Raw genomic sequence first — 22,007 nt, forward strand, 5'->3', positions numbered from 1 at the left:
CCCCGAGAAAATCGGCCCCGCCACCAGGCAGGTGACGGGGCCGATCGTCGAGCGCGGAGGTCAGGCGTTGGCGGCTTTGTATTCGCGGCGGCGGCGGTGCAGGATCGGTTCGGTGTAGCCCGACGGTTGGTTGGTGCCGTCGAGGATGAGTTCCTTGGCGGCCTGGAAGGCGATGTTGGTGTCGAAGTCCGGGGCCAGCGGCCGGTAGGTCGGGTCGTCCTGGTTCTGCCGGTCCACGATCGGGGCCATCCGTTGCAGTGAGGCCACGACCTGCTCGGCGGTGACCACACCGTGCCGGATCCAGTTGGCGAGCAGCTGGGAGGAGATGCGGAGGGTGGCGCGGTCCTCCATCAGGGCGACGTCGTGGATGTCGGGGACCTTGGAGCAGCCGACGCCGGCGTCGATCCAGCGGACCACATAGCCGAGGATGGACTGGCAGTTGTTGTCGAGTTCCTCCTGCTTCTCGGTCTCGGTCCAGTCGGTGTCCGGGGCCAGCGGGATGGTCAGGATCTGGTCGAGGGTGGCCCGCCGGGTGCCCTCGAGCCGGTCTTGGACGGCGAACACGTCGACCTGGTGGTAGTGGGTGGCGTGCAGGGTGGCCCCGGTCGGGGACGGCACCCAGGCGGTGTTCGCGCCGGCCTTGGGGTGGCCGATCTTCTGCTCGAGCATCTCGGCCATCAGTTCGGTCATCGCCCACATGCCCTTGCCGATCTGCGCCTTGCCCTGCAGGCCGCAGGCCAGGCCGACGTCGACGTTCCAGTCCTCGTAGGCGGTGATCCAGGTCTGCTGTTTCATCTCGGCCTTGCGGATCATCGGCCCGGCCTCCATCGAGGTGTGGATCTCGTCGCCGGTGCGGTCGAGGAACCCGGTGTTGATGAACACCACCCGCTCGGCGGCCTCCTTGATGCAGGCGGCGAGGTTGACGGTGGTGCGCCGTTCCTCGTCCATGATGCCGACCTTGAGGGTGTTGGCGGGCAGCCCGAGGACCTGCTCGACGCGGCCGAACAGTTCGGTGGTGAACGCGACCTCGTCGGGGCCGTGCTGTTTGGGTTTGACGATGTAGATCGACCCGGTGCGGGAGTTGTCCCACGGCCCCGTCGCCTCGGACTTGCCGAGTCCGTGGATCGCGCACAGGGAGGTGAGCAGGGCGTCGAGGATGCCCTCGGGGACCTCGGTGCCGTCCGCGTGCAGGATCGCCGGGGTGCTCATCAGATGCCCGACGTTGCGGACGAACAGCAGCGACCGCCCGTGCAGGGTCAGCTCGGACCCGTCCGGGGCGGTGTAGGTGCGGTCCGGGTTGAGGCGGCGGGTGAACGCCTGCCCGCCCTTGGTCAGCTCCTCGGTCAGATCCCCGCGGTTGAGGCCGAGCCAGTTGCGGTAGCCGACCACCTTGTCGTCGGCGTCGACGGCGGCGACGGAGTCCTCGAAGTCCATGATGGTGGTGACCGCGGACTCGAGCACCACATCCTTGACCCCGGCCGCATCCGTGGATCCGATCGGGGAGGTGGGGTCGATCACGATTTCCGCGTGCAACCCGTGATTGCGCAACAACACACTGGTGGGGGCGGTGGGGTCGCCGAGGTAGCCGACGAACTTGCCCGGCTCCGCCAGCCCGGTGACCGTGCCGTCGGCCAGCTCCACCGCCAGGGTGGTGCCGTCGACGGTGTAGCGGACGGCGTCGGCGTGCGACCCGGCGCTCAGCGGGGCGGCGGTGTCGAGGAACCGCCGGGCCCAGGCGATGACCCGGTCGCCGCGGACCTTGTTGTACGAGCTGCCCGGCTCCGCGCCACCGTCCTCGGGGATGGCGTTGGTGCCGTACAGGGCGTCGTACAGCGACCCCCAGCGGGCGTTGGAGGCGTTGAGGGCGAAGCGGGCGTTGAGGACCGGGACCACCAGCTGCGGGCCGGCGGTGAAAGTGATCTCGGTGTCCACGTTCGCCGTGGACACCGTGAACGGGGCCGGTTCGGGCACCAGGTACCCGATCTCGGTCAGAAACGCCCGGTACTCGGCCGGGTCGATCGGCTGCCCGGCCCGGTCGCGGTGCCAGGTGTCGATCCGCGCCTGCAGGTCGTCGCGGGTGGCGAGCAGCGCCCGGTTCCTCGGCGCCAGGTCGTCGAACACCTTCACCGCACCCGACCAGAACCCGTCGACGTCGATCCCGGTCCCCGGCAACGCCTCCTCGTTCACGAAGTCGTAGAGCACCTTCGCGACCTGCAGACCGCCGACCTCAACACGCTCAGTCATGAAAAGCCTCACTGTTCCGTTTTCGGAGCACCGGACAGGTGCCATGAACCAGGAGCAATGTTACCCGCTGGTAGGGATGCAGTGTGGCGATGTCCGGCGGCGAATGCCGGAGAGCGAGTGAACGGTGTGGTCAGGCCTTCTCGCCGGTGGACGGCTCGAACGCGGGGGCGTTCGACTCGACCGGAGTGTCGTGGTCGGCGTCGATCCGGTGCAAGTCCCCGGCCGCTTCGGCAGCGCTGAGACGCGAACGGCGCCACGCGACGACGAGCAACCCGGCCCAGACCGCGACGAGCGCACTGTATCCGAAGGCGGCGGCGACGCCGGCCACGTCGAACGTCTTGAACAGCTTCTGCGCGTTGGTGATGATGATGATTCCGCCGACACCGGTTCCCAGCAGGGTCGCCGGCACCCGGCTGACGAGCCACGCGGCGATGGGTGCGGCCAGCATGCCGCCGAGGGCCAGGCCGGCGATGATGGGGATGTTGTCGAAGAAGTCGCTGCCCAGACCGAAGATGAATCCGATGCTTGCCGCGGCCGACACCAAAAACTCCGATGCGCTGACCGAACCGATGACGGTACGCGGCGCAGTCTTTCCTCGCGACAACAGCGTGCTGGTGGTGATCGGCCCCCAACCGCCGCCGCCGCTCGCGTCGATGAAACCGCCGAACAGCCCGAGCGGCGAGAGGAACTTCGCCGTGTGCGGCGAGGTTCGGGCGTCGTTGACGGCCGGCGGTCGGATCGAGAAGCGGAGGAGGACGTAGACGCCGATCGCCAGCAGGATCGTGGACGTCACGGGTACGGCGGCGGCCGTCGACAGCTGGGACAGCACCGTGGCGCCGAGGAACGCGCCGATGGCGCCGGGGACGCCCAGTCGAAGCACGAGGGGCCAGTCGATGTTCTTGAACCGCCAGTGCGACGCACCGGAGGCGAGGGTGGTCCCGACTTCCGCGAAGTGCACCGCCGCGCTGGCGTGCGCGGGTCCGACGCCGCTGAACACGAGCAGGGTGGTCGCAGTCACGCCGAAGGCCATGCCGAGAGCGCCGTCGACCAGCTGGGCACCCACGCCGACCAGCGTGAAAATCAAGAGCTTGAACATCGAGACTCCGACCGAGAGAACGAACCGTCAGGGCAGCAACACCAGCGAGCAGGCTGGTCAGCAACATCCCTGGTCGAAGGCGTGGCCTCGGCGGGAGGGCCAGAAAGGCTCGAGGGCGAGCGAGGCCGCGGGGCCTGCCTGCGCGCTCGTGCCGTTCACTCGGACTCCCGGATCTCTCGTCTCGCGCGAGGTTGTCCGCGCACAAGGGTCGACATTAGCGGGAGTGGTGGGCGCGTGTCATCTTCACACGCGCCCGATCCCCTCACAATTTACGTGCGGAAATCTCGAACCCCGCGTCCCGCAGTCGTGCCACCAGCACGTCGCCGAGTGCCGTCGCGGGAGTGAGGACGCCGGCCGCGTCCGGAAGCGCGTCGCCGCCGAGGACGAGACTCAGCGCGGATTCACCGAGCATCACCGCGGTGGCGCTGTAACCGGGGTCGCCCTTCGCCTTCACCCGTGACGTGTAGTGCGCCCCCGTGGAGGTGGTCGTGTACAGGTCGATGGTGAAGTGGCCCTTCCGCTGCGCGTCCTCGCTGGGCCCGTCGCCCGGCGAGGGCAGGACGCGGTCGAGGAGGTAGCGCGTGGGTGGGATCGCCATCCCGACGACCATCGCGCCGAGTCCGGCCGCGACCGCACCCGCGACGACCGGTGTGAGCGGCGAGCTTCCGACGTTCATGACCTCCCGGTATTTGAACTGCCGGCCGTACGCCCAGTCCCGGAGCGCATTGCTGCGCCGCACGATCCGGGTGTTGTAGGGCCCCATGAAGAAGGGCGCCTTCCAGCCCTTCAGATCGGGAGCGATGTCCGTGCCGTTGACCACGTTCATGTCCGACTGCCTACCGAGGTCCGGTTCCTTCGCGAGGTCGGGGCTCAGCGAGTATGGCGACGCTGCGAGGCGCCGCAGCGCCGGATCCTTCTTCGACACGTCCACCTGGGTGCGCAAGGAATCGATCGTGCCGCCGCTGACACCGCCGCGTACGGACGTGACCACCAGCGTGGTGTCCGTGAGCTCGCCGGCGCCGTCGGCCTGGACCTTCCCGTGCAGCACGTGCACGCCGATGTCGGAGGGAACGGAATCGAAACCGCAGGAATGGACGATCCGGGCGCCGGTCTCGCGGGCCCGGTCGTGGTTGGCGTCGATGCTCTCGCGGGCGAACAGTACCTCCCCGGTGAGGTCGACGTAGTCCGTGCCCGCCTCGGCGCAGGCGGAGGCGAGAGCGTGGCCGTACTTGGCGTAGGGGCCGACCGTCGTCGCGACCACGCGGGTGCGTCCGGCCAGGGCGGCCAGCGATGCGGCGTCGTCGGAATTCGCGACGATGACGGGCCAGTCGGCCGCCCGCGGGCCGAGCGACGACCGTACCGCCTCGAGTTTGGCCGCCGTTCGCCCGGCGAGCGCGATCCGCACGCCGTCCGGGGCGTGCTGCGCGAGATAGTCGGCGAGAAGTTTGCCGACGAAACCGGTGGCCCCGTAGACGACGAGATCCAATTCACGTGCGCTGTCTGTCATGGCACGACCCTACTCGCCGGTAGGGAGTGGGTGGGCTCAGACTCCGGCACCGCCGGGGCGGGTAGGTGCGAGGGGCGTCCGGGTGCGCATGCGGAGGACGAGGTACCCGACCCAGGAGGTGACGACGCCCAGCGCGACGAGCGTCTCGACCGCGCCGGCGGCCGATTCCGGATAGACGACCCCGGTGAGGTAATGGGCGATGAAACCGGACGAGGGGAGTGGTTCCTGCCCGGCACGAACCCGGGCCCAGCTCTCCAGGTGCGTGAGTGGGCAGTCGATACCGACGAGGAGACCGGTGAAACCCCAGGCCACGGCAGCGAGGTGGAGTGCAATCGTGCGCGGCCAGTGCCAGGCGAGGAACCCGCCGCAGACGACGTACAGGATGAAGATCAGGTGCGCGACGACTGTGACGTCGGCGCCGATCTCATAGAAGACCACGCTCCCCATCGATGCACCCCTGACGTCCGAAGTGTTCCCTACGCCATCGTAGGCGTCGCCCGGCCGGGTCCGCGCGGTATCGGTTCAGGCGGTGCCGCGCAGGTCTTCCTTGACCACCAGGATCGGAATGTCGACCTCGAGGAGGAGCCGCTGCAGCCATCGTTCCAGCAGGAATTTGCCGACCGGCGACATGCGCCGGGTACCGACGACGAGAAGATCCGCACCGCTGCTGTCGACCAGGGTGCGCAGCGCGCTCACCTGATCTCCGTCGTGTTCGTTGGTGCGCAGTTCCCAGGACGACTCGCCGACCCCGCCAGCCTCGAGCGTGGCCTGGATCTCGGCGCGCAGAGCGGACCGGTCGGACTCGGCGTCCTGCTCGGGGTCGTCGTCGAGGACGTGGAGGACGAGTAGCTGTTCCCGTCGTTGCACCGCCTCGCGGGCCGCGTGGACGATGGCCGCCCGGCCTTCCGGGCTGTCTCGGTGGACAACGGCTATCGCCATGAAGGGCCTCCCTGTTCAAGGATCGGTACGACCCCATTATCCCCGTGCCGGAGAATGCTCCCACTGTGTCGATGCTCTCGTCGGCGGATCCGGACGGTGCTCGATCACCACGGTGAGGGCTCGTAGTCCTTCAGGAAACAGCCGTGCAGATCGACGCCCTGCTCACCCTGGACGATGGGATCGTAGACGCGGGCGGCGCCGTCGACGAGGTCGAGCGGGGCGTGGAACCCCTCGTCGGCCAGGCGCATCTTGGTGTAGTGCGGCCGCTCGTCGGTGATCCACCCGGTGTCCACGGCGGTCATGAGGATGCCGTCGTCGAGCATCTCCTTGGCGCTCGTGCGGGTGAGCATGTTCAGCGCGGCCTTCGCCATGTTGGTGTGCGGATGCCCCGGACCCTTGTAGGCGCGGCTGAACTGTCCCTCCATCGCGGAGACGTTCACCACGTACTTGCGGCGGGCGCCGGCCGCCGCCATCGTGGGACGCAGGCGGGACACGAGAATGAACGGCGCGACCGAGTTGCACAACTGCACCTCGAGCAGCTCGATCGGGTCGACCTCCTCGACCGTCTGGACCCAGCTGTTGGTGTGCGCCAGATCGGGCAACAGGCCTCCGGCGTCGATCGCGAGACCCTGGTCGATGCGTTCGGGCGACGCCGACTTCGCGACCAGCGCGAGCGAGCTCACGGCGTCGGGGGACAGCGCGGCGCCCGCCATCGCGGACACGTCGGACAGTGAGCCCGCGAGTGCTGCCGGGTGGGCATCGCTGGTCTTCCCGAACGTCAGGACGTCGGGCAGGTCGCCGGAGGGCAGGGCGCCGGACTCGGCGTCCGCGAGTGCGCTGTAGGCGCCGGGGGAGCGCCGGACTGTCTGTGCGGCGTTGTTGATCAGGATGTCCAGCGGGCCCTGCGCTGCAACGGAATCGGCGAGCGCCACGACCTGCGCCGGATCACGCAGATCGATACCGACGACCCGCAGGCGGTGGATCCACTGGTCGCTGTCCTCCATCGCCTTGAACCGGCGGATGGCGTCGTTGGGGAACCGTGTGGTGATCGTGGTGTGGGCGCCGTCGCGCAGCAACCGCAGCGCGATGTACATGCCGATCTTGGCGCGGCCACCGGTCAGCAGTGCCCGGCGTCCGGTGAGGTCGGCGCGCGCGTCCCGTTTGGCCCGGCTCTTCGTCGCGCACTCGGGGCACAGCTGGTGGTAGAAGGCGTCGACCCTGGTGTAGCGCTGCTTGCAGATGTAGCAGGGGCGGGGCCGGATGAGGGTTCCTGCAGACGCGCCGTCGGCGTTCGACGTGAGCGGGATGCCCGCGGTCTCGTCGTCGATCCGATCGGGTGACCCGGTCGCGGTCGCGGCGACGACCTGCCGGTCGGCCTCGGAGACGGCGTCCCGGGCGGCGATGCGCCGACGCTTCTTCAGCTTCTTGAAGAGGTGACCGACGGCACGCTGGACCGTGACGGAATCGGGATCCGCATCGTCGAGTTCCGCCGCCTGATCGAGAACCTTCAGGCAGACCTCGAGATCCGCCGGATCGATCGTCGTCGTTGTTTCACCCATCGAACTTCGCCCTCTCACGAAGAAAGCCCCGGTTCGATGAACCGGGGCTTTCTCGTCTGTCTCAACTCAGAGTGTCCGAGGGGGGACTTGAACCCCCACGTCCGTTAATAGGACACTAGCACCTCAAGCTAGCGCGTCTGCCATTCCGCCACTCGGACTTGCCTGCCCCCATTTCCTGGGTGCTGCAAAAGATTAACCGATGAACCGCCACGGCCCAAATCGCCCCTCTCACCGGAGCGTTTCCGCTGCTCCGGTGGTAGGAAAGTGGAGTGCCAACTACACAGGAAACCCCAGGCCAGGGTCGCGCCGAAGCCGAAGTCGTGGAACTCGTCAGTTCACTGATCCGCTTCGACACGTCCAACACCGGAGAACTCGCCACGACGAAGGGCGAGCGCGAGTGTGCGCAGTGGGTGGCGGCCCAACTGCAGGAAGTGGGTTACGAGACCGAGTACGTGGAGTCGGGGGCACCCGGCCGCGGCAACGTGTTCGCGCGGCTGAAGGGTGCGAACCCCGACCGCGGCGCGTTGCTGCTGCACGGTCACCTCGACGTCGTCCCCGCCGAGCCGGCCGACTGGCGTGTCCACCCGTTCTCCGGAGCTGTCGAGGACGGTTACGTGTGGGGTCGCGGCGCAGTCGACATGAAGGACATGGTCGGGATGATCCTGGCGGTCGCCCGCCAATTCAAGGCCGAGGGGGTCGTTCCTCCCCGCGACCTCGTGTTCGCGTTCGTCGCCGACGAGGAGGCCGGTGGCAAGTACGGCTGCCAGTGGCTGGTCGAGAATCGTCCCGACCTGTTCGAGGGCGTCACGGAAGCGGTCGGCGAGGTCGGCGGCTTCTCCCTGACCGTTGCTCGCCCGGACGGCACCGACCGCAGGCTCTATCTCGTGGAGACCGCGGAGAAGGGTCTCGGATGGATGCGGCTCACGGCCAAGGGGCGGGCCGGACACGGTTCGTTCCTGCACGGCGAGAACGCCGTCACCATCCTGGCTCAGGCGGTCGCCCGGCTGGGCGCGCACACGTTCCCGCTGGTCATGTCCGACTCGGTGGCCGAATTCCTCGCGGCGGCCGGCGAGGAGACCGGACTCGACTTCGACCCCACGTCGCCGGACCTCCACGGCACCCTCGCGAAACTCGGCACCATCGCCAACATCATCGGCGCCACGCTCCACGACACCGCGAACCCGACCATGCTGTCGGCCGGCTACAAGGCCAACGTCATCCCGCAGACCGCCGAAGCCGTGGTCGACTGCCGCATCCTGCCCGGCAGGCAGGCCGAGTTCGAGGCAACGATCGACGAACTCATCGGGCCGGACGTCTCGCGTGAATGGATCACCAAGCTCGACTCCTACGAGACCACGTTCGACGGGGACCTCGTCGACGCGATGAACGACGCGATCCTCGCGCACGATCCCGACGCCCGGACCGTGCCGTACATGCTGTCGGGCGGAACCGACGCCAAGGCGTTCGCGAAGCTCGGCATCCGGTGCTTCGGGTTCGCTCCGCTGCAGTTGCCGGCCGACCTCGATTTCAGTGCGCTGTTCCACGGCGTCGACGAACGGGTACCCGTCGACGCACTACTGTTCGGGACACGCGTGCTGGAACATTTTCTGCTCCACAGCTGATCCGAAAACCGATACGCGACAAGAGAGGACCCGCATGTCACACGACCCGTACGAGGCCCTACCCGACCTGCCGAGTTTCGAGCTGACCTCCACCGACGTCACCGACGGGCAGCCGCTGAACAAGGACCAGGTCAGCGGAATCTTCGGCGCCGGCGGCTACGACAACTCACCGCAGCTGTCGTGGTCGGGATTCCCCGCCGAGACCAAGAGCTTCGCGGTGACGGTGTACGACCCCGACGCGCCGACGGCGTCCGGGTTCTGGCACTGGGCGGTCGCGAACATTCCGGCCGACACGACGACGCTGGTGAACGGCGCGGGCGACGACGACGGAACCGGGCTCCCGGCCGGGGCGATCACCCTGAAGAACGACGCCGGACTGCGCCGTTTCCTCGGCGCCGCTCCGCCGGAAGGTCACGGTCCGCACCGATACATCATCGCGGTCCACGCGCTCGACGTGGAGACCCTCGACGGGGTCACGGCCGACTCGACACCGGCGTTCCTGGGTTTCAACCTGTTCTCCCACGCCATCGCGCGCGCGAAGATCCAGGGGACGTACGAGCAGTAGATCCGGATAGAACACGGGTGGCCGGCGAATCCTCGGGATTCGCCGGCCACCGGTCTCTGCGCGGAACGGGTCAGCGCACGGCACCCGCACCGACCGCGTCGGCGACGGACGAGTATCCGGCCTCACGGACCTTCCGCGCCAGCCCCCGGTGGATTCGCCGGGCCCAGAAGGGCCCCCCGTAGATAAAGCCCGTGTACCCCTGCACGAGGGACGCCCCGGCCAGGATCCGTTCCCATGCCTGGTCGACGGTCTCGATGCCACCCACGGAGATCAGCACCAGACGGTCACCGACCCGTGCGTGCAGACGGCGGAGAACCTCGAGGGATCGTTCGGCGACCGGGGGCCCGGACAGTCCGCCCGCACCGATCGCCGTGACCTCGGCGTCCGGGGTGTTCAGTCCGTCGCGGCGGATGGTGGTGTTGGTCGCGACGATCCCGGCGAGACCGAGTTCGAGGGCGAGATCCGCGACTGCATCGACGTCGTCGTCGGACAGGTCCGGCGCGATCTTCACCAGAACGGGGACGGTCACGGTGTCGAGAACGGCCTGCAGGAGGGGCCGGAGGGATTCGACGGCCTGCAGGTCCCGCAGTCCCGGGGTGTTCGGTGAGCTGACGTTGACCACCATGAAATCGGCGAGCGGGCCGAGCAGTTGCGCGCTGGCCGTGTAGTCGGCCGGGGCGTCCGCGGCGTCGACGATCTTGGTCTTGCCGATGTTCGCGCCGATCGGGACGCCGGCCCTGCGCCGGCGGAGGTGATTGGCTGCGTTGCCCGCGCCGTGGTTGTTGAAACCCATCCGGTTGATCAGGGCGCGGTCCGCGGGGAGCCGGAACAAGCGGGGAGACGGGTTGCCGGGCTGTGCCTGCGCGGTGACGGTGCCCACCTCGGCGAACCCGAATCCGAGGGGACCCCAGGTGTCCACGCCGGTCGCATCCTTGTCGAACCCGGCGGCCAATCCGAGCGGCGCGGGGAAGTCGAGTCCGAACACGGTGTTGCGCAGCACCGGATCGTCCACGACGAGAACCCCCCCGACGAGGCGGCGCAGCGGCGAGAACCGTGTGACCAGGCGCATCGCCGCGAAGGCCAGATGATGAATTCGCTCCGGAGGAAAGCGGAACATCACCCTCAAGAGCAGGTGGTACAAGGAGGTCTCCCTAGATTGCAGGGTCGGGGACATGGTGCGCGGTTTTCCTTCGCTTGAGCAGGACACGGCGGCTTCCGTCGGAGTACAGGCGGACGCGCGACAGCTCCCAGCCGCCGAACTCCGCCTGGATGGCAAGTCTCATCGAGGCGCTGATGCGCGTGACGTCGGGTGGCAGCCGCAGTGGTACGTATTCGAAGTCCTCGGATTCGGTCTCCCACCCCGAGGGGAGTCGACGTGAATGGGAATGCGATGCCATCTACGAACTCCTCGTCGGGATCTGCTGCAGGCCGTCTCCCGTCGCGGATCCGATCAGGAGGTCACCGTTCACGGTATCGACAGTGACGGAGTTCGGCTGCCGGACGGTCGGATAGCGTGCAGTTTCCACGCCCACACCGCTCGACAGATCGAATCCGACCACTTCGTTGGTCCCGGTCAGTGTGACCCACGCCCGGTCGGCGGTGTCGTCGTAGGCGACGGCGTACGGCGCGAGGCCGGTGGGAAAACGCTGGCGCAGCATCAGGGTGTCGGTGGTGTACGCGAGCAGTTCGTCGCCGGTGGTGTCGGTGACGAGGATGCGCCCGTAATGATCGGTCGTGAGCTGGGTGGCACCCTCCCCGGCCCGCAAGGCGACGCCGAGCGCGGAACCGGGGACGTCGACGGCGGTGACGGACGTCTGACCACGGTCGAGTGCGGTGAGGGAGTCGTCGACGACGGCCAGCCCGTCGACGGACGTCAAGCCGCCGATCACCTGTGATTCGTTCGTTTCGGTGTTCACGATGTGAATCTCGCCATTGCTCAGACCCATTGCGAGCCGTCCGTCGGGCAGTTCGGCCACCGAGCGCACATCGCCGCTCGCGGGCACGAACGTCACGGTGCCCGTCCGCAGATCCAGGCGTCCTACCTGCGTGTTCATGGCCAGGAGCGCGACACCGCCGCGCGCGAGCGAGACCTGCGCAACGGCGCCGTCCAGCGGGACCACCCGCGGAGCGGCGGCGAAATCCCCGGCCGGGAACAGGAGGATCTGGTTGTTCTCACCCCCCAGGACGACGGTCGTACCGGTCTCGGGGTCGTACGTGGTGGAATCGATCGGCAAGCCGACGGGGTGGACGACTCCCGCGGGGGTGGTGCTCTGGGTGGGGGACTGCGCGGCAGTCGCGGGTGCGATCGTGATCGCCTGATCCTCGTCGGAGTTCGACGAACAACCCGTGACCAGCAGAAACGCCAGTCCGATACACGAGGCGACGACGCGCACTCCCGGTCTACCCATGTGCTGCTCCTCGGGGTTCTCTCATCGACCTACACCTGCACAACTGTCCACTAGCATCCCTGATCCGCGAAACGCCTACGAATTCGGTCGGCGCCGAGCGGGTTCGGAGGCGATACCGTAAGGACCATCGACCCCGCGCCCGGCGGTTTCCCGACCACCCGGCCCAGGTCATCGAGGAGAAGGCCGTGGAAATACCCGAATCGAAGACGTTCACCGTCGAAGACATCTCGGTAGGACCGCATGCGCACGGCTTCGGCCGGACCGCGGAAGGAAACTCCTACGCATTCCGGGTGCGCAAGAGCACGATGCACGTCGAGGTCTACCGTGCCGACGTCGAAACCGAGGTACCGGCGCCGGACGACATCGTGGCGTCGTCGCGGCGATCGGTCCGCGAGATCGACCTGACCGACGAACGGAGCATCGTCGCCGTCGTGCGAGACGCAGTATCGGATCCCGACTCCCTGTCGGCACGACCGGAGGACGGGATGACGGTGCGGGCGGTCCTCAGCAGGCTGGGGGTCGTCATCGACGGACTCTGACCACCCCGCTCAGCGGTGATCGCGGCGGGGGAGGACGAGAGTCGCACCGGTCACCGGGTGTTCGATGACCTCGACGGGATGCCCGTACACCCGGGTCAGCAATTCCTCGGACAGGACGTCGGCGGGTGGCCCGTCCGCAGCGACGCGACCCCGTTCGAGGACCAGGATCCGGTCGGCGTACGCCGCGGCGAGCGCAAGGTCGTGGAGGACGACCACCACGGCCGTGCCCTGTGCGGCGCGGGAGCGGGCGAGACGCATCACCGTCTCCTGGTGGCCGAGGTCGAGGGCGGCGGTCGGCTCGTCGAGCAGGATGGTCTCGGTCCGCTGCGCCAGTACCCGCGCCAGCGCCACGCGGGCGCGTTCGCCCCCCGACAACGCGGTGAACGGCCGGTCGGCGAACGGCTCGACGTCGCAGATCCGCAGCGCGTCCGCGATCGCGGCAGCGTCGTCGTCGGCGCGGGGTGTGCGTGCCCACGGGGATCGGCCCATCGTGATCACCTGACGTGCGGTGAACGAGAATCCGACGGTGTTCTGCTGGGGGAGGACCGCCCGGCGCTGAGCCATGTCGAGCGCCGTCCAGGCGCCGAGGTCCCGTGCGTCGAGTGTGACGCTGCCCGACCGCACATCCTGATCACCCGACAGCGCCGCGAGGAGGGTCGACTTGCCCGCCCCGTTGGGGCCGACGAGGACGAGGACCTCACCGATCCGCACATCCACGGAGACGTCGTCGAGCACCGTCCGGCCGCCACGGGCCACCGCGATTCCCGTCGCGCGGAGCGTCACGGACCCGGCAGGCTGGTGCGGGGGCACCGGATCGGTCCGCCGGAACAGGCTCTGCTCGATGGCCGCGCCGATTCGGGTGCGGAACGCGTGGATCGCCGGACTCATGCCCACCCGCCCTGGCTGGCCCGGGTGCGGCGCAGCAACCAGAAGAAGAACGGTCCGCCGACCAGTGCCGTCAGCATGCCGAGCGGCAGATCCGCATTCGCCACCAGCGAGCGGGCGCCCAGGTCGGCGAGCAGGAGGACGAGTGATCCGCACAGCGCGCTCGCCGGAACGAGGGCACGGTGGCCGGGCCCGACGGCGATCCGCATCAGGTGCGGGACCACCAGTCCGACGAACAGGATGATGCCGGTGAAGGCCACGCTGGACGAGACGAGCAGGGCGACGATCAGCACGGCGATCTGCCGGAGCCGTTCGACGTCGAGGCCGAGGTGACGCGCCGCGCTCTCGCCGAGGGAGAGCAGGTCGAGTTTCCCGGCGATCATCATGGTGGCCGCGATGCCGGCGACGGTCATCGGCGCCACCACCGCCACGGCGTTCCAGGTGGCGCCGTTGAGGCTCCCCAGCTGCCAGAAGACGATCTGATCGCGTGCCGCGGGAGATGCGATGAACGTGAAGAAGGCGATGAGACCGCCCGCGAACGCGTTGACCGCCACCCCGGTGAGGACGAGGGTGACCACCTCGGTGCGGCCCTCGTGCCGGGCGAGGACGTAGACGGCGACGGTGGTGATCAGTCCGGCGACGAATGCGGCCGCCGCGACCGTCCACCCGGCAGCGAACGCACCACCGATTACGATCGCGGCGCTGGCGCCGACCGCGGCACCGGCGGACACCCCGATGACGCCGGGTTCGGCGAGCGGATTGGCGAACACACCCTGCAGCAGTGCTCCCGCGCATCCCAGCGCGGCCCCCACCAGAATGGCGAGGACCACGCGCGGGAACCGGACCTCCCACAGCGTCACTTCACCGCTGGGGTGCGCCGGCATCGGCCCGAGGTCGAGTCCGAGGCGGTGCAGGATGCTGCCGACAACCTCTCCCGGGCCGGTGGGGACCTGTCCGATGCAGGCCGAGAACACCGCGGCGACGGCGAGGGCGATCAGCAGACCGCCGAGAACCGCACCGGTTCGAGTACGTGACGACGGTGTGCGGGGCGCGTCGAGGTCGGTGACCGTCATGGATTGGCGGGCGGGTAGACGGCATCGGCCAGCGCAGCCAGGACGCGACCCGTGTTGGGGCCGAAGCTGAGCAGCACTCCGTCCTCCATGTCGACGACGCGCTGATTTCTGCCCGCCGGCGTCTGCGCCACGCCGGGAATTTTCGCCAGCCCCTCGACGCCGCCGATCGAGTCGAGCCCGCCCGTCATCATCAGGAGTACGTCGGGGGCGGCGGCAATCAGTGCCTCGCTGGTGATCGGAGCGAACTGCTGCGTGATGCCGGAGGCGGTGCCGGCGTCGACGGCGCCGAGCGCGTCGATCAGGGAGTCGGCACCCGAGCCCGGGCCGCCGATCATGGTGATCGCGGTGCCGCGCAGATAGAGGAACGCGATCTTCAGCGGATCGTCGCCCTCGGGGGCGCGGCTCCGGGCGGCCGCGATCTCGTTCTCGGTGCGCACCGCAAGTTCGCGGCCCTGCTCGGGCAGGCCCAGCGCGTCCGCGACCGCCGTGATCTGGCCGGGGACGCCGTCGAGCGTGCGCGTCGGGTCGAAGTAGACCACCGGAATGCCGGCGGCCCGCAGTTGATCCTGCACGGCTTGCGGTCCGACGCTGGTGTCGGTGAGGATCACCGTCGGTGCCAGGGCGAGGACGGCCTCCGCGTTGAGCGACTGCCCGCCCGGTGTCACCACCGGTACGTCCTGCGCGGCCGGGAAGGCGGAGGCGATGTCCCGGCCCACCACGTTGTCGCCGAGCCCCAGCGCGAAGACCGTCTCGGTGAGCGTCCCGTAGCGGTCCGCGGTGACGATCCGGCTCGCGTCCGTGATCGTCACGTCGACTCCGTCGAAACTCCGGACGGTGACTGGCAGCGCCGGCGTGGCGGGGGACCCGAGAGGTTCGGGATTCAGGTCGCCCAGGACCGCGGTGCGCGCACCGGTTCCCTCACCGCCGGCACCCGCGCCGGAACTGCACGCCGCCCCCGCCACCAGCGACCCGAGGAGGAGGACGAGGACGGCGAACAGTGACCTGTTCGTGCGCGTCCGGAACACCGATGTCATCGCGCGAGATACGAGTCGATGCCGGCCTCGAGGTCGGCGAACAGTTCGTTGTTGAGGCGGTAGGCGAGGTTGACCTCGTCGATCACCCGCCGCTGATCCTCGGCGGACAGGGGTGCGGCGTCGAGCTTCGCGCGGTAGGTGTCCTTGAACACCTTGGGTTTCGGAATGGCGTCGAAGATGTAGAACTGCAGACCGTCGGTGGTGTAACCGTAGGCGCGTTCGAGCATGCGCCGGATGATCTGCCCACCGGACAGGTCGCCCATGTACCGGATGTAGTGGTGTGCAACGAAACCGGCGGGCCATGCGTACGCCACCTCACGGAGCCGCTCGACGTAGCGGGCGGTGGCCGGGAGTGCGGACACGCTGTCGCGCCACGACGGGCCGCGCAGAAATTCGAGATCCGCTTCCAGCGACGGGACGCGCAGCAGTTCGTCGTGGAGGAACGGAGACGCGACGGGGTTGCCGGTATGGGTCCGTCCCGCGTCCTCGAGTTCGCGGTAGACGAGGTACGTCTGCGCCAGGAGTTCGGCGTGGCCGTCCGAGGTGAGCTCACCGGCGAGGAGCGCCGCGACGAACCGGGACTGCTGGGTCTCACGGTGCGCGGCGTCCGAGCCGGACCTGATGCGCTCGGCGAAGCCGACGATTCGGCGATCGGCCGCGTCGGCCTCGTTCAGCGTGGTCATGGCTCTCCTGCAAGGTCAACGGACGTCGGCCGGTGGCACCAGGTTAGCCTGCCCTGCACGTGAACTGCAGGTGCGCGTCGGCCGGTCTCGTGCCGACGTCAGGCACTCACGTCGTCGAGCGCCGCCGCGATCGCAGGCGGCAACACCAGTTCCTCGGCGACGAGCACGCCGGTCAGCTGGGCGATGTCGCGGGCCCCGACGACCGCGCTCGCGACGCCGGGACGGTCGCGCGCCCAGGCGAGGGCGACGGCCAGCGGTGACGTGCCGAGGCCGTCGGCCGCCGTCACGACGGCGTCGACGACCCCGACGGAGGAGTCGGTGAGATAACTCTGGACATCCTGGGCGTGCGCGTCGTCGGCACCGCGTGAATCGACGGGGATGCCGTTGCGGTATTTGCCGGTCAGGACCCCACGGGCGAGAGGCACCGCCGCGAACACGCCGATCCCGTGATGCGCCGCGGCCGGGACGAGCTCCTCCTCGACACCCCGCGCCAGCAGCGAGTACTCCACCTGGGTGGCGACGAGTGTCGTGCCCCGGGAGGCGCCCGCCGCGGTGGCGAGCTGCCACCCGAGGTAACCCCGTGCCCCGACATACCGGACCCGGCCGCTCGACACCGCGAAATCGAGTGTGGCGGCGACCTCGTCGACCGGGGTGAACGGATCCCAGGTGGCCACCTGCCACATGTCGAGATAGTCGGTGCCGAGTTCGCGCAGGGTGGCATCGAGCTGTGCGACGAGGCCTCGTCGCGAGCAGTCGATGCGCGACGGACCGGCAGGATTGATCCCGGAACTGGAACTCAGGACGAGTTCGGTCCGCGGCACCACGTCGTCGAGCAGTTCCGCCAGGATCCGCTGCGCCATACCGTCGCCGTACGCGGGGGACGTGTCGACGAGTGTGCCGCCCGCATCCACGAACGCCGCGATCTGCGCCGCGGCCTCGTCCCCGTCCGTGTCCCGCCCCCACGTGAGGGTGCCCAGGCCGAGCCGTGACACCCGCAACCCGCTTGCTCCGACCGATCTCTGTTCCATAACCGCCTGCGTCTCGTGCTGTAGCTGCAACCCGGGCTTCGCCCCGAGACTGCTGTCGTCTCCCGGGACCGGCCACCACAGGTGCAGACTAGTGGGGTATCGCGTGGCCCGGGTCCTGCCACGCCGGATTCTGTCGGAGGTCACCCGCCCCGGTACCGTGGCGCCGGTGAATTACGAACGCGACACGGGAAATTGGCCTCAGAACAGCACATTCGACCTCGGAGCCGGTGAGTGATGGGGGAGGCGATGACCTGGCTCCAGGCGATTGTCCTCGGTGCCGTCCAGGGATTGACCGAATTCCTGCCGATCTCCTCCTCGGGACACCTCCGGATCGTGTCGGAGATCTTTTTCGGTGACGACGCCGGCGCCTCCTTCACCGCCGTCACCCAGCTCGGCACCGAAGCCGCGGTGCTCATCTACTTCGCCCGCGACATCGGCCGGATCATCGCGGCGTGGTTCCGGGGACTGCTGCATCCCGAACATCGCGGTGATCTGGATTACCGGATGGGCTGGTATGTGATCATCGGCACGATCCCGGTAGGTGTGCTCGGGTTCCTGTTCAAGGACCAGATCCGCACCGGTGCCCGCAACCTCTGGCTGATCGCGACCATGTTGATCGTGTTCGCGTTGGTCATCGCGGCGGCCGAGTACTACGGCCGGAAGGTGCGCCCCATCGAGGACCTGCGCGCCAGGGACGGCATCATCATGGGCTCGGCCCAGGCGCTCGCCCTCATTCCCGGTGTCTCCCGGTCGGGCGGCACGATCAGTGCCGGACTGTTCCTCGGGCTCACCCGTGAAGCCGCGGCGCGATACTCGTTCCTCCTCGCCATCCCCGCGGTCGTCGCATCCGGGCTGTTCAGCCTTCCGGACGCATTCGAACCGGCCGGTGAGGGTCTGAACGCGAGCGGTCCGCAACTCCTCCTCGCCACGGTGATCGCGTTCGCCATCGGCTACGCGTCGATCGCCTGGCTGCTGCGGTTCGTCGTCGACCACTCGATGTACTGGTTCGTCGGATACCGCATCATCCTCGGCGCCGTCGTCCTGTCGCTTCTGGCGACCGGCGTCGTGTCGGCCACCTGAGATCGGGCGGCCGGGGACCGCGCGACACTAGGCTGGGCCAATGACAGTTGTGCTGCTGCGCCACGGGCGGTCGACCTCGAACACCGCGCACACGCTTGCCGGCCGGTCACCGGGAGTCGAACTCGACGACCGCGGCCGCGAACAGGCGCAGGCCGTCGTGTCCCGGCTGGCGGGCGTGGACATCGAGGAGATCGTGCACTCACCGCTCGTCCGGTGCGAGCAGACGGTCGAGCCGCTCGCCCGGGCGCGGGGCCTCACCCCCGTGGTGGAACACCGCCTCGTCGAGGTCGATTACGGAGACTGGACGGGTCGCGAGCTGAAGGTCCTGCTCGAGGAGCCGTTGTGGAAGGTCGTGCAGCAGCACGCGTCCGCGGCGGTCTTCCCCGGCGGAGAAGGGCTCGCCCAGGTCCAGGCCCGGGCCGTCGCCGCGGTCCGGGAGCACGACGCCCGGCTCGCGGAACTGCACGGCCGGGACGTCGTGTGGGTGGCCTGCTCACACGGAGACGTCATCAAGTCGGTACTCGCGGACGCCCTCGGGGCGCACCTCGACGGATTCCAGCGGATCGTCGCCGAGCCCGCCTCGATCAGCGTCGTCCGGTACACCTCCACCCGGCCGTACGTGCTGAAGATGAACGACACCGGGGCCGACCTGTCCGGAGTGAACACCCCCCCGGTCTCCGGCGACGGCGCCCGCGCCGAAGTATCCGGATCCGTTCCGGGCGGGGAGGTCCGGCTGTGAAGATGAGGCGGACCCCGCCGGTGAAGATGAGGCGGACCCCGCCGGTGAAGACGGGCGGAGCCCCGTCCCTGTCCCAACATGACCCTGAGGCGGACCCCGCCGGTGAAGACGAGGCGGACCCCGGCCGTGAGGATAAGCCGGACCCGGCCGGTCACGATTGACGGATAATGAACGCAACGCGCTGCGAGGAACAGTCCGAGACGGAACAACGAGTGGGCAGTGCCGCAGTAGGGCCCGGCTCCAGCTGAAGGAGGTGCAATGTCACGCGCAATTCACGTATTCCGCACTCCTGACCGATTCATTGCCGGGACGGTGGGTGAACCCGGCGACAGGTCGTTCTATCTCCAGGCAGTACACGAGGCGCGAGTGATCAGCGTCCTGCTGGAGAAGCAACAGGTCCAGGTGCTCGCCGACCGGATGGGGCTCCTCCTCGAGGAGGTGCACCGCCGATTCGGAACGGAAGTTCCGCCGGAGGGGGCCGAACTCGACGATTCGAGTCCGCTGGTCACTCCCATCGACGCCGAATTCCGGGTCGGCACCATGGGCCTGGGCTGGGACGCCGACGCAGGGGCTGTCGTGGTGGAACTGCTCGCTGTCAGTGAGACGGAATTCGACGAATCCGTCGTCCTCGACGACTCCGAGGACGGACCGGACGCGGTGCGGGTCTTCCTCACCCCGTTGCAGGCACGGGACTTCTCGCTGCGGTCCGAACGGGTCATCGCCGCCGGGCGGGCGCCGTGCCCGCTGTGCGGCGAGCCGCTCGCACCCGAAGGACACATCTGCATCCGCACCAATGGGTACCGCCGTGGCCAGAGCTTCGGGCTCACCCCGGAAATGGACGAGGAGGACTGACGGTTGCCTGCCGCGGAGTCCGACCCTCTCGAATTCGGTGAGCTGACCCTCATCGGCCAGATCACGCATGCCAGCAATGCCACGCTGGTCTGCGATGCGGTCGCGGGCGAGACCACCGTCCGGTGCGTGTACAAACCGATCCGCGGGGAGCGTCCGCTCTGGGACTTCCCCGACGGCACGCTCGCCGGCCGTGAGTACGCGTCGTACCTCGTGTCCGACAAGCTGGGCTGGAATGTGATTCCCCGCACGCTGCTGCGGGACGGCCCGTTCGGGCCGGGGATGGTGCAGCGGTGGGTGGACACTCCCGACCGGCACGAGGATGCCGGCGGTCTCGGCCTGGTCGACATCTGCGCCCCCGACGCCGTGCCCGAGGGCTGGTTCGAGATTCTGCGGGCCACCGACATGGACGGCGAACCGGTCGCGCTCATCCACGCGGACGACCCGCGACTGCAGCGGATGGCCGTCCTCGACGTGCTGATCAACAACGCCGACCGTAAGGGCGGCCACGCGCTCGAGGGTCTCGACGGTTCGGTGTACGGCGTCGACCACGGCATCTGCCTGCACACGGAGAACAAGTTGCGGACCGTGTTGTGGGGCTGGGCGGGGACGGAGGTGCCGGGAGCGCTCGTCGTGGACATCGCGGAACTGACCACCTCGCTCGAAGGCGATTTCGGGGAGCGGTTGGGGCAGCACATCACGTCCGGCGAGGTCGCCGCACTGTACGAGCGAGCCGTCGATCTGCTCGCGGCGCCGGTGATGCCCCGCCCGAACGGCCATCGGCCCATCCCGTGGCCCGCCTTCTGACGGGCCCGGCAGGAGCCCGTACGCCGACGGCTCCCTCCGAGGCGGAAATGCGGGTCCACTAGGCTCGCAGTCATGCAGTCTTGGTCCGAAACCGCTGTCCCGTCCGTCCCAGGCCAGGGGCCTCCGCTGCGGTTGTTCGACACCGCTGACCGGCAGGTTCGCCCGGTCACTCCCGGACGTACGGCCACCATGTACGTGTGCGGGATCACCCCGTACGACGCCACCCATCTCGGTCACGCGGCGACGTACCTGACGTTCGATCTGGTGAACCGGATCTGGCGTGACGCGGGACACGACGTGCATTACGTCCAGAACGTCACCGATGTCGACGACCCGCTGTTCGAGCGTGCCGACCGCGACGGCGAGGACTGGGTCGTCCTCGGCATGCGCGAGACGGCGCTGTTCCGGGAAGACATGGAAGCCCTGCGGGTGCTGCCCCCGCGCGACTACATCGGTGCGGTGGAATCGATCGGCGAAGTGATCGAGATGGTCGAGAAGTTCGTCGCGTCCGGCGCCGCCTACGTTGTCGACGACCCTGAATTTCCCGACGTGTACTTCCGCGCCGACGCGACCGAGCAGTTCGGGTACGAGTCCGGCTACGACCGCGAGACGATGGCGAAGTTCTTCGCCGAGCGCGGCGGCGACCCCGACCGCCCCGGCAAGCAGAATCCGCTCGATGCGCTCGTGTGGCGTGCGGTGCGTCCGGGGGAGCCGTCCTGGCCGTCGCCGTTCGGTCCCGGTCGTCCCGGCTGGCACATCGAGTGTTCGGCGATCGCGCTCAACCGCATCGGCTCGGGTTTCGACGTGCAGGGTGGCGGCAGCGACCTGATCTTTCCGCACCACGAGTACTCCGCCGCGCACGCCGAGTCGGCCACGGGAGACCGTCGCTTCGCCCGCCACTACGTGCACACCGGCATGATCGGTCTCGACGGCGAGAAGATGTCGAAGAGTCGCGGCAACCTCGTGTTCGTGTCGAAACTGCGCGGCGAGGGCGTCGACCCGGCCGCCATCCGCCTGGGACTGCTGTCCGGGCACTACCGGCAGGACCGGCCCTGGACCGAGCAGGTGCTCGCCGACGCCCACACCCGGCTGACGCTGTGGAAGGACGCCGCGGCACTCGAGTCGGCGCAGTCGGCGACGGACACGATCGCCCGGTTGCGTCAGCATCTCGCGGACGATCTCGACACGCCGAAGGCCCTCGACGCCCTCGACGGCTGGGCTCGTCGCGCCCTCGACCACGGTGGCTCCGACACGAACGCGCCGAGCGAATTCGCCGCTGCGGTGGATGCTCTCCTCGGTGTGCGCCTCCGGCGCCCGTGAGTACTTGTCAACCGCCCGCGGTTGACAAGT

The 22,007-nt window shown here is 68.7% G+C and carries 22 protein-coding genes and 1 tRNA gene; 8 read left to right on the top strand and 15 right to left on the bottom strand.

The window, feature by feature from the left end:
• Positions 1–60: 60 nt before the first annotated feature.
• The 7 genes from H0B43_RS32085 to H0B43_RS32115 form a co-directional block, all read right to left on the bottom strand.
• Entirely contained in the window at positions 61–2,244 is a 2,184-nt protein-coding gene (locus H0B43_RS32085; protein ID WP_185724261.1) for a malate synthase G, read from the bottom strand.
• Between the two features lie 130 nt (positions 2,245–2,374).
• Positions 2,375–3,340: a sulfite exporter TauE/SafE family protein gene (locus H0B43_RS32090; protein ID WP_185724260.1), complete on the bottom strand. Its 966-nt coding sequence runs from the start codon at positions 3,338–3,340 to the stop codon at positions 2,375–2,377.
• 262 nt (positions 3,341–3,602) lie between these two features.
• The gene (locus tag H0B43_RS32095) at positions 3,603–4,847 is read right to left on the bottom strand and encodes a trans-acting enoyl reductase family protein (protein ID WP_185724259.1); all 1,245 of its coding nucleotides are present in this window, start codon (positions 4,845–4,847) and stop codon (positions 3,603–3,605) included.
• A gap of 36 nt (positions 4,848–4,883) precedes the next feature.
• Positions 4,884–5,294, bottom strand: coding sequence for a DUF2784 domain-containing protein (locus H0B43_RS32100; protein ID WP_185724258.1), 411 nt, complete (start codon positions 5,292–5,294; stop codon positions 4,884–4,886).
• 75 nt (positions 5,295–5,369) lie between these two features.
• A complete protein-coding gene (locus H0B43_RS32105) occupies positions 5,370–5,786 on the bottom strand; it encodes a universal stress protein (protein ID WP_185724257.1) in 417 nt (138 codons plus the stop codon).
• Positions 5,787–5,890: 104 nt separating this feature from the next.
• Complete coding sequence (locus H0B43_RS32110; protein ID WP_185724256.1) at positions 5,891–7,345, bottom strand: SDR family NAD(P)-dependent oxidoreductase; 1,455 nt, start codon at positions 7,343–7,345, stop codon at positions 5,891–5,893.
• A 72-nt stretch (positions 7,346–7,417) separates the two neighbouring features.
• Positions 7,418–7,503 (bottom strand) — tRNA-Leu (locus H0B43_RS32115).
• Positions 7,504–7,614: 111 nt separating this feature from the next.
• On the opposite strand from H0B43_RS32115, the gene H0B43_RS32120 reads away from it, so the two are divergent.
• On the top strand, positions 7,615–8,967 hold the full coding sequence (locus H0B43_RS32120; RefSeq protein WP_185724255.1) for a M20/M25/M40 family metallo-hydrolase: 1,353 nt from the start codon (positions 7,615–7,617) through the stop codon (positions 8,965–8,967).
• A 34-nt stretch (positions 8,968–9,001) separates the two neighbouring features.
• The gene (locus tag H0B43_RS32125; protein WP_185724254.1) at positions 9,002–9,532 is read left to right on the top strand and encodes a YbhB/YbcL family Raf kinase inhibitor-like protein; all 531 of its coding nucleotides are present in this window, start codon (positions 9,002–9,004) and stop codon (positions 9,530–9,532) included.
• A 70-nt stretch (positions 9,533–9,602) separates the two neighbouring features.
• On the opposite strand, the gene H0B43_RS32130 is transcribed toward H0B43_RS32125, so the two are convergent.
• From H0B43_RS32130 to H0B43_RS32140, 3 genes are read right to left on the bottom strand one after another with little or no spacing between them, the layout of a single operon-like run.
• Entirely contained in the window at positions 9,603–10,673 is a 1,071-nt protein-coding gene (locus H0B43_RS32130; protein ID WP_185724253.1) for a quinone-dependent dihydroorotate dehydrogenase, read from the bottom strand.
• Positions 10,674–10,683: 10 nt separating this feature from the next.
• The gene (locus tag H0B43_RS32135; protein WP_185724252.1) at positions 10,684–10,929 is read right to left on the bottom strand and encodes a DUF5703 family protein; all 246 of its coding nucleotides are present in this window, start codon (positions 10,927–10,929) and stop codon (positions 10,684–10,686) included.
• On the bottom strand, positions 10,930–11,940 hold the full coding sequence (locus H0B43_RS32140; protein WP_185724251.1) for a YncE family protein: 1,011 nt from the start codon (positions 11,938–11,940) through the stop codon (positions 10,930–10,932).
• Positions 11,941–12,125: 185 nt separating this feature from the next.
• Here H0B43_RS32140 and H0B43_RS32145 point away from each other — a divergent pair, with 185 nt between their 5' ends.
• Complete coding sequence (locus H0B43_RS32145; protein ID WP_185724250.1) at positions 12,126–12,479, top strand: hypothetical protein; 354 nt, start codon at positions 12,126–12,128, stop codon at positions 12,477–12,479.
• 9 nt (positions 12,480–12,488) lie between these two features.
• On the opposite strand, the gene H0B43_RS32150 is transcribed toward H0B43_RS32145, so the two are convergent.
• The 5 genes from H0B43_RS32150 to H0B43_RS32170 all read right to left on the bottom strand — a co-directional run bounded on the left by H0B43_RS32150 (position 12,489) and on the right by H0B43_RS32170 (position 17,182).
• Positions 12,489–13,367 (bottom strand): heme ABC transporter ATP-binding protein, encoded by an 879-nt coding sequence (locus tag H0B43_RS32150; RefSeq protein WP_185724249.1) that lies wholly within the window; start codon positions 13,365–13,367, stop codon positions 12,489–12,491.
• Entirely contained in the window at positions 13,364–14,437 is a 1,074-nt protein-coding gene (locus H0B43_RS32155) for an iron ABC transporter permease (protein WP_185724248.1), read from the bottom strand. The genes H0B43_RS32150 and H0B43_RS32155 overlap by 4 nt, the downstream gene beginning before the upstream one ends.
• Complete coding sequence (locus H0B43_RS32160) at positions 14,434–15,471, bottom strand: hemin ABC transporter substrate-binding protein (RefSeq protein ID WP_185724247.1); 1,038 nt, start codon at positions 15,469–15,471, stop codon at positions 14,434–14,436. Before H0B43_RS32160 ends, H0B43_RS32155 begins: the two co-directional genes overlap by 4 nt.
• Positions 15,468–16,154, bottom strand: a complete 687-nt coding sequence (locus H0B43_RS32165; RefSeq protein WP_185724246.1) for a heme oxygenase (biliverdin-producing) — start codon at positions 16,152–16,154, stop codon at positions 15,468–15,470. Before H0B43_RS32165 ends, H0B43_RS32160 begins: the two co-directional genes overlap by 4 nt.
• A 98-nt stretch (positions 16,155–16,252) precedes the next feature.
• Complete coding sequence (locus H0B43_RS32170) at positions 16,253–17,182, bottom strand: aldo/keto reductase (RefSeq protein WP_185724245.1); 930 nt, start codon at positions 17,180–17,182, stop codon at positions 16,253–16,255.
• Between the two features lie 234 nt (positions 17,183–17,416).
• Between H0B43_RS32170 and H0B43_RS32175 the strand changes: the two genes are divergently transcribed.
• The 5 genes from H0B43_RS32175 (at position 17,417) to mshC (ending at position 21,977) form a co-directional block, all read left to right on the top strand.
• A complete protein-coding gene (locus H0B43_RS32175; protein WP_185724244.1) occupies positions 17,417–18,262 on the top strand; it encodes an undecaprenyl-diphosphate phosphatase in 846 nt (281 codons plus the stop codon).
• 40 nt (positions 18,263–18,302) lie between these two features.
• Complete coding sequence (locus H0B43_RS32180; protein ID WP_185724243.1) at positions 18,303–19,001, top strand: histidine phosphatase family protein; 699 nt, start codon at positions 18,303–18,305, stop codon at positions 18,999–19,001.
• A 258-nt stretch (positions 19,002–19,259) separates the two neighbouring features.
• Positions 19,260–19,853, top strand: a complete 594-nt coding sequence (locus tag H0B43_RS32185; protein WP_185724242.1) for a DUF3090 domain-containing protein — start codon at positions 19,260–19,262, stop codon at positions 19,851–19,853.
• A 3-nt stretch (positions 19,854–19,856) separates the two neighbouring features.
• Positions 19,857–20,657, top strand: a complete 801-nt coding sequence (locus H0B43_RS32190; protein ID WP_185724241.1) for an SCO1664 family protein — start codon at positions 19,857–19,859, stop codon at positions 20,655–20,657.
• Between the two features lie 72 nt (positions 20,658–20,729).
• Positions 20,730–21,977 carry a cysteine--1-D-myo-inosityl 2-amino-2-deoxy-alpha-D-glucopyranoside ligase gene (mshC, locus tag H0B43_RS32195; RefSeq protein ID WP_185724240.1) on the top strand — a complete coding sequence of 416 codons (1,248 nt, stop codon included), beginning with the start codon at positions 20,730–20,732 and terminating at the stop codon, positions 21,975–21,977.
• Positions 21,978–22,007 lie beyond the last annotated feature (30 nt).

The organism is Rhodococcus sp. 4CII, assembly GCF_014256275.1.
Classification (GTDB): Bacteria; Actinomycetota; Actinomycetes; order Mycobacteriales; family Mycobacteriaceae; genus Rhodococcus_F; species Rhodococcus_F wratislaviensis_A.

Coding starts and splice junctions, on each gene's coding strand:
- H0B43_RS32140 (WP_185724251.1), bottom strand. CDS start 11,940: ATGGGTAGACCGGGAGTGCGCGTCGTCGCCTCGTGTATCGGACTGGCG.
- H0B43_RS32160 (WP_185724247.1), bottom strand. CDS start 15,471: ATGACATCGGTGTTCCGGACGCGCACGAACAGGTCACTGTTCGCCGTC.
- H0B43_RS32170 (WP_185724245.1), bottom strand. CDS start 17,182: ATGGAACAGAGATCGGTCGGAGCAAGCGGGTTGCGGGTGTCACGGCTC.
- H0B43_RS32180 (WP_185724243.1), top strand. CDS start 18,303: ATGACAGTTGTGCTGCTGCGCCACGGGCGGTCGACCTCGAACACCGCG.
- H0B43_RS32100 (WP_185724258.1), bottom strand. CDS start 5,294: ATGGGGAGCGTGGTCTTCTATGAGATCGGCGCCGACGTCACAGTCGTC.
- H0B43_RS32155 (WP_185724248.1), bottom strand. CDS start 14,437: ATGACGGTCACCGACCTCGACGCGCCCCGCACACCGTCGTCACGTACT.
- H0B43_RS32185 (WP_185724242.1), top strand. CDS start 19,260: ATGTCACGCGCAATTCACGTATTCCGCACTCCTGACCGATTCATTGCC.
- mshC (WP_185724240.1), top strand. CDS start 20,730: ATGCAGTCTTGGTCCGAAACCGCTGTCCCGTCCGTCCCAGGCCAGGGG.
- H0B43_RS32085 (WP_185724261.1), bottom strand. CDS start 2,244: ATGACTGAGCGTGTTGAGGTCGGCGGTCTGCAGGTCGCGAAGGTGCTC.
- H0B43_RS32150 (WP_185724249.1), bottom strand. CDS start 13,367: ATGAGTCCGGCGATCCACGCGTTCCGCACCCGAATCGGCGCGGCCATC.
- H0B43_RS32125 (WP_185724254.1), top strand. CDS start 9,002: ATGTCACACGACCCGTACGAGGCCCTACCCGACCTGCCGAGTTTCGAG.
- H0B43_RS32090 (WP_185724260.1), bottom strand. CDS start 3,340: ATGTTCAAGCTCTTGATTTTCACGCTGGTCGGCGTGGGTGCCCAGCTG.
- H0B43_RS32135 (WP_185724252.1), bottom strand. CDS start 10,929: ATGGCATCGCATTCCCATTCACGTCGACTCCCCTCGGGGTGGGAGACC.
- H0B43_RS32175 (WP_185724244.1), top strand. CDS start 17,417: ATGGGGGAGGCGATGACCTGGCTCCAGGCGATTGTCCTCGGTGCCGTC.
- H0B43_RS32105 (WP_185724257.1), bottom strand. CDS start 5,786: ATGGCGATAGCCGTTGTCCACCGAGACAGCCCGGAAGGCCGGGCGGCC.
- H0B43_RS32110 (WP_185724256.1), bottom strand. CDS start 7,345: ATGGGTGAAACAACGACGACGATCGATCCGGCGGATCTCGAGGTCTGC.
- H0B43_RS32165 (WP_185724246.1), bottom strand. CDS start 16,154: ATGACCACGCTGAACGAGGCCGACGCGGCCGATCGCCGAATCGTCGGC.
- H0B43_RS32095 (WP_185724259.1), bottom strand. CDS start 4,847: ATGACAGACAGCGCACGTGAATTGGATCTCGTCGTCTACGGGGCCACC.